General features: G+C 65.5%; 7 protein-coding genes. All 7 read right to left on the reverse strand.

Translation table 11 applies throughout. From position 1 onward, the window contains the following. Positions 1 to 158: 158 nt before the first annotated feature. Entirely contained in the window at positions 159 to 806 is a 648-nt protein-coding gene (locus tag AAGA11_22375; GenBank protein ID MEM9605622.1) for a site-2 protease family protein, read from the reverse strand. A 5-nt stretch (positions 807 to 811) separates the two neighbouring features. Then, the gene (locus AAGA11_22380; protein ID MEM9605623.1) at positions 812 to 1408 is read right to left on the reverse strand and encodes a phosphoribosyltransferase family protein; all 597 of its coding nucleotides are present in this window, start codon (positions 1406 to 1408) and stop codon (positions 812 to 814) included. Between the two features lie 7 nt (positions 1409 to 1415). After that, positions 1416 to 2105 (reverse strand): orotidine-5'-phosphate decarboxylase, encoded by a 690-nt coding sequence (gene pyrF, locus AAGA11_22385; protein ID MEM9605624.1) that lies wholly within the window; start codon positions 2103 to 2105, stop codon positions 1416 to 1418. Positions 2106 to 2109: 4 nt separating this feature from the next. After that, positions 2110 to 3264, reverse strand: a complete 1155-nt coding sequence (locus tag AAGA11_22390) for a tetratricopeptide repeat protein (protein MEM9605625.1) — start codon at positions 3262 to 3264, stop codon at positions 2110 to 2112. Between the two features lie 107 nt (positions 3265 to 3371). After that, a complete protein-coding gene (locus tag AAGA11_22395) occupies positions 3372 to 3704 on the reverse strand; it encodes an integration host factor subunit beta (GenBank protein ID MEM9605626.1) in 333 nt (110 codons plus the stop codon). A 120-nt stretch (positions 3705 to 3824) separates the two neighbouring features. Beyond that, positions 3825 to 5501 (reverse strand): 30S ribosomal protein S1, encoded by a 1677-nt coding sequence (gene rpsA / locus AAGA11_22400; protein ID MEM9605627.1) that lies wholly within the window; start codon positions 5499 to 5501, stop codon positions 3825 to 3827. An 81-nt stretch (positions 5502 to 5582) separates the two neighbouring features. After that, a partial coding sequence (cmk, locus tag AAGA11_22405; protein ID MEM9605628.1) for a (d)CMP kinase occupies positions 5583 to 6077 on the reverse strand: 495 nt, incomplete at its 5' end.

Consider the following 6077-nt stretch of genomic DNA (forward strand, 5'->3'; position numbering starts at 1 on the left):
GATCGGCGCGAGCGGCGGGTCGACGCTGTCCTGCACGGTCGCGCGCAGTCTGCCAAGTTGCTCGGCGGACAACACCTGCGGCAGGACCGCAAAACCGTCTCGCTCAAAGGCGTCACTGAAGCGTTTGTCCATCGTCATACCCCGCTCACCGATTCGGGTCAGCCGCCAACCCACAGGTTGAGCACTGCGATCCACTGTTCGATAGCCGACACCATAACGCGATTGGCGATCCCGCTTAGCACCAGCGCCACCACAACGAGCAGGCCAACCCAGTGATGCCAGGCGCCCACGCGACGCAGCACCGCCGTCGGCAGCAGCGCCATGACGACCCGGCCACCGTCGAGCGGCGGCACGGGCAACAGGTTGAAGACCATCAAAATGAGGTTTGCGAGCACACCGAGGTTGCTCGCAATGGCCAGCGCACCCATCCAGCTCGGGTCATCACCCGGTTCGGGCAGCGACACCAGCAGCACGCTCCAGGCCACCAGCATGATGAGGTTCGAGAGTGGACCGGCGAGCGCCACCCAGACCATCGCAGTGCGCGGCGAGCGCACACGCGCCAGGTTCACCGGCACCGGTTTGGCCCAGCCAAAGGCCATGCCACTGAGAAACACCGCGAGTGCCGGCACCAGGACGGTGCCAACCATGGACACGTGCGGCAGGGGGTTGAGCGTCAGGCGACCGAGATCGCGCGCGGTGGTGTCGCCAAAGCGCCAGGCCGCGAAGGCGTGCGCAGCCTCGTGCACGGTGATGGCGAACACCACCGGCAGCACCCAGGCGGCCACCTCCAGCGCGTTCGCCAGCATCGGGTTCACTCGGGCACGGCCTCGCCGCGCCCGCGCAGGTGGGCGTCAACCGGGGCCAGGATGTCGGCAATCCACGGGCGACAGGAGCGCACTTCGGCGCGTGTGAGACCCGACATCTCGTGGGGAAACACCAGCCAGTCGGCGGTCTCGTGCACGTAGTAGTCCGGCTCACGCGGGCTGCTGTTCCGGTCAGGCTTGTAATAAGCGGTGGCGACGCGAATGTCGGCTGGCGTGTTTTTGCGCGCCTTGCGCTCCAGCGTCTCGATGATCGCCATGATGCTGCGGCCGGAGTCGAACACGTCGTCGACAATGAGCAGGCCATCTTCGCTGTTGACGTTCTTGATGATGTAGTCGAGGCCGTGCACGCGGACGGTCTTGTCGGTCTGGTCGATGCCGTAGTACGAGCTGGTCCGAATCGCGATGTGGTCGCAGTGCAAACCGTAGTAGTCGAAGAGCTCCTGCACGGCGATGCCGACCGGCGTGCCACCGCGCCAGACACCGACGATGAAATTCGGCCGGAAGTCGCTCTGGATCACCTGAGCCGCCAGGCGGTAACTGTCCGCCAACAAGGACTCGGCGCTGATGAAGGTCTTTTCGCTCATGAGAAGGTCAGCCTGCTGCGAGTGCGCGGTTGATGTCGGCCAGTTGTCTCGCGGGTTGGGGCGCGCCGGTGATCGCGCGCCCGATCACGAGGTAGCTTGCACCCGCGGCAACGGCCCGCTCCGGCGTCATGACGCGGGCCTGATCACCCGCGTCGGTGCCCTGCGGGCGAATGCCCGGTGTCACCAGCAGCGGTGCCGCTCCCAGTGTGCCGCGCAGGCGCGCCGCCTCGTGCGCCGAGCAGACAACGCCATCGAGTCCGGCGCCGATGGCGCTGCGTGCGAGCGCATCGACCTGGTCTTCGAGCGACCGCGTGACCCCGAGTGCCGCCAACATGCCCGCGTCGAGGCTGGTCAACACCGTCACGCCGACCAGCTTCACGTCGCTGCCGAGCCCCTCGCGCGCAGCGCGCAGCATGGCGTCGCCGCCGCTCGCGTGCACGGTCAACATCCACACGCCCAGGCGCCTGACCACCCGACACGCGCCCTCGACGGTGTTCGGGATGTCGTGGAATTTCAGGTCGAGGAACACGTCGAAGCCCGCCGTGTGCAGGGCGTCGACCACGTCCGGGCCGGCGGCGGTGAACAGCTCCTTGCCCACCTTGACCCGACACCGGGCGGGGTCGAGCTGGCCGGCCAAGGCCAGCGCCTGCGATTGATCGGCGGCGTCCAGCGCCACGATCACCGGTTTGTCTGTCACGTGTTCACTCCCCGTCGTCGCCCATGATGGGCCGAATGGAATCCCAACTGTGGCACCCGGGACACAGCCAATAGAGTTGGTGCCCGCGGTAGGAGCACACACGGCAGGCGTGGGTCGGGCGCTTGGCCATGAGGCGTTCGAGCATCTCCACGATCACCCCGACCTGCGCCCGCGTCTCGCTGCTGCCGCTCTCCATCTCGGCGCGCGCCCAGTGCGTCAGGCCGGGCAGCGAAGGCCGCTGCAACAGCTGGTCCTTGAAGAACTGCCGCGCCGATCGGGTGTTCTCGAACTTGGCGATCAAACCGGCCGCGGTGCTCACCATGGTGTAGGTGTTGGGCTGGTGGCGAAGCTTGTTGAGGTAGGCGCGGATTTGCCGCTCGTCGCCCGTGGCCGTCAGGGCGCTGAGCAGGTGCTCGGCTACCTCGGGCACCATGCCCTCGTCGAGGGACACCACCATTTCGTAGTGCTGCACGGCGCCGCGCATGTCGCCTGCGCGACGCGCGGCTTCGGCCCGCAGGCACCACACCCGCGCGACCGTGGGCCCGAGGGCCTCTGCTCGATCGAGGTGATCGGCCGCCCGGTCGGTGTCGCCCGACCGCAGCGCCTGCTCGTGCAGTTCGCAGTGGAAATGCACCGCACGCGCAGCGAGGTCGAGGTCGGTCTGGCGCTGGCAGGTTTCGGCAGCGGCGAGCGCCTGCTGCCACTCCTTCTCGCGCTCGTAGATACCGATCAGCTGCTCATAGGCGGCCTCGACCAACACGCCGTCGTTGATCAGTTCCTGAAGCGCCTCCTCGGCCCAATCGAGCAAGCCGGAGGCAAAGTAGTCACGCGCGAGCTCCAGGCGCGACTCGTCACGGGTGCGTTTGCGCAACCCCGGCCGGCCGATGAGGTCCTTGTGCATGCGGATGGCGCGTTCGACGTCGCCGCGCTGGCGAAACAGAGACCCCAACGCCAGGTGGGTTTCGGCTGCGTCGTCGTCGACCTCGGCCTGCCGCAGAAAAACGTCGATGGCCTTGTCTTCCTGCCGGTTGAGCAGGTAGTTGATGCCCTGGTAGTACTCGCTCGGCGGTTCGATGTCGAAACGAGAGCCGCTGCGTCGCGCACTTATCCACCCGGAGGCTGCAGCCACGGGCAGTAACAACCAGAGAGCTTCAAACACAGGGGGAACCGGTTCGGGGCAACGCCGACTATTCTACCGGGCTTTGTGGGCGCGGGCGCGCGACCTCGCCACCGCGTGCCCGCGGGCGGGCCGACACGGCGAACACGTCACTCGGGCGTGCTGGGGTCTTCTGTGGGGGCAGCGTGGTGGGGAGAACCTGCCGAGGCGTTGACGCGCTCGCGCAGTTCCTTGCCGGGTTTGAAGTGGGGCACGTATTTGCCGTGCAGCGCGACCGTGTCGCCGGACTTCGGGTTGCGGCCGATGCGAGGCGGGCGGAAATGCAAGCTGAAGCTACCGAAGCCGCGGACTTCGATGCGGTCGCCGCCCGAGAGCGCCTGGCTCATGGACTCCAGCATCACCTTGACCGCGAGTTCGACGTCCTTTTGCGCAAGGTGCCCCTGTTCTCGCGCCAGGTCCTCGATCAATTCCGACTTGGTCATGGGGTTATCGCGTGTCGACATGACGTCCGTCCTCACAATCCCGTTGTCTTCAACCCAGTTCAAACGAGGTTAGCAGTTCCTGAGCCACCGTCCGATTGACGGTGGCTCGGCGCAACCGACTCAGTTGCGCTCCATCTGCTCCTTGAGGATGTCGCCCAGCGTCGTGGCCGGCGCTGCGGCGGTCGACTCGCCGTAGTCGCTGACCATCTCGGCTTCTTCGTCGCTGTCCTTGGCTTTGATCGACAGGTTCAACATGCGTGACTTGCGGTCGATGTTGACGAATTTCGCTTCCACCTCGTCGCCGTCCTTGAACAGCTGACGGGCGTCGTCGACCCGGTCGCGCGAAATCTCGCTCGCCCGGATGTAGCCGTCGATGCCGTCGGCCAGCTGCACCGTGACGCCTTTGGCGTCCACGTCGGTGACGGTACCCTTGACGATGCTGTTCTTCGGGTTGTCCGCGACGAACTGCGCGAAGGGATCCTGATCGATCTGCTTGACGCCCAGGCTGATGCGCTCCCGCTCGGGGTCGACCGAGAGCACGATGGCCTCGAGTTCATCACCCTTCTTGTAGTTGCGCACCAGCTCTTCGCCGTTGTCGTTCCAGGACAGATCCGAGAGGTGGATCAGGCCGTCGATGTCGCCGTCCAGACCGATGAAGATACCGAAGTCGGTGATCGACTTGATCTTGCCCACCACGCGGTCGCCCTTGCGCTGAACCGCGGCGAATTCATCCCACGGATTCGGCTTGCACTGCTTGATGCCCAGGGAGATGCGGCGGCGCTCTTCGTCGATGTCGATGATCATGACCTCGACCTCGTCGCCCACGGCAACGACCTTGCCCGGGTTGACGTTGCGGTTGGTCCAGTCCATCTCGGACACGTGCACCAGGCCTTCCACGCCTTCCTCGATCTCGACGAAGCAACCGTAGTCGGCGATGTTGGTGACACGACCGAACAGGCGTGAGCCCTCCGGGTAGCGGCGGGTGATATCGGACCAGGGGTCGTCGCCAAGCTGCTTGAGGCCGAGCGACACGCGGTTGCGTTCGCGGTCGAACTTGAGCACCTTGACCTTGACTTCCTGACCGATCTCGACCACCTCGGAGGGGTGTTTGACACGCTTCCACGCCATGTCGGTGATGTGCAGCAGGCCGTCGATGCCACCGAGGTCGAGGAACGCACCGTAGTCCGTGAGGTTCTTGACGATACCCATGACCTCAATGCCTTCCTGCAGCTTCTCGAGCAGGGCTTCGCGCTCGGCGCTGTACTCGCTCTCCACCACGGCGCGGCGAGACACCACCACGTTGTTGCGGCGCTGGTCGAGCTTGATGACCTTGAAGTCGAGCTCCTTGCCTTCGAGATAGCCGGTGTCGCGCACCGGACGCACGTCGACCAATGAGCCTGGCAGGAACGCGCGGATCTCGTCGATCTCGACGGTGAAACCGCCCTTGACCTTGCCGGTGATACGGCCGCTGATGATCTCTTCGCCCTCGAAGGCTTCTTCGAGCTTCGCCCAGCTGCGCGCACGGCGGGCTTTCTCTCGCGACAGGCGCGTTTCGCCGAAGCCGTCTTCGACCGCGTCTAGCGCGACTTCGACCGTGTCGCCGACCGCGACGTCGAGGTCGCCACCGTCAACACGGAATTGTTCGATCGGGATCACGCCTTCCGACTTCAGGCCGGCCGAGACGACAACGAAGTCAGGGGTGATGTCGACAACCGATCCCATGAGGATGGTGCCGGGTTTCATTTCGGTGGTTTTCAAGCTCTCTTCGAAGAGCTCGGCAAAGGATTCGGACATCAATTGATCCTGCGACTGGTTGGTGACACGGCGCGATCAGTCACATCGCGGCGTGGGTTGGGTCGCCGCCTGGTGGGGTCCAGGTCAGCGCTTGTGCGCACCGAAGTGCGCCAGGACGCGTTCGCACACGGCGTCGATCGACAGCCCCGTGGAATCGAGCACCAGGGCGTCATCAGCCGCCTTGAGCGGCGCGACGCTGCGGGTCATGTCCCGCTCGTCCCGTTGCCTGATATCCTCAGACAAGTCGTCCAGTGTAACACGAACTCCCCTCGACGCGAGCTGTTGGCGACGTCGCTCGGCCCGTTCGGCCACACTCGCTGTCAGGTAGACCTTGCACTCGGCAGACGGGAACACCACGGTGCCCATGTCTCTTCCGTCCGCGACCAGCCCGGGCGCGCGCAAAAAGCGGCGTTGCAGGCCGAGCAACGCGTCGCGCACACCGGGGTGCGCCGCCACCTGCGAGGCCAGCCCACCAGTGCGCTCCAAGGGGATGTCATCGCTGACGTCGACGCCGTCCAAAGCCACCCCGGTGCGGTCCCCGAGCACCTCGAAACTCACTTGCATGGTTGACGCCACCGC

Source organism: Pseudomonadota bacterium, from assembly GCA_039196715.1.
Classification (GTDB): Bacteria; Pseudomonadota; Gammaproteobacteria; order CALCKW01; family CALCKW01; genus CALCKW01.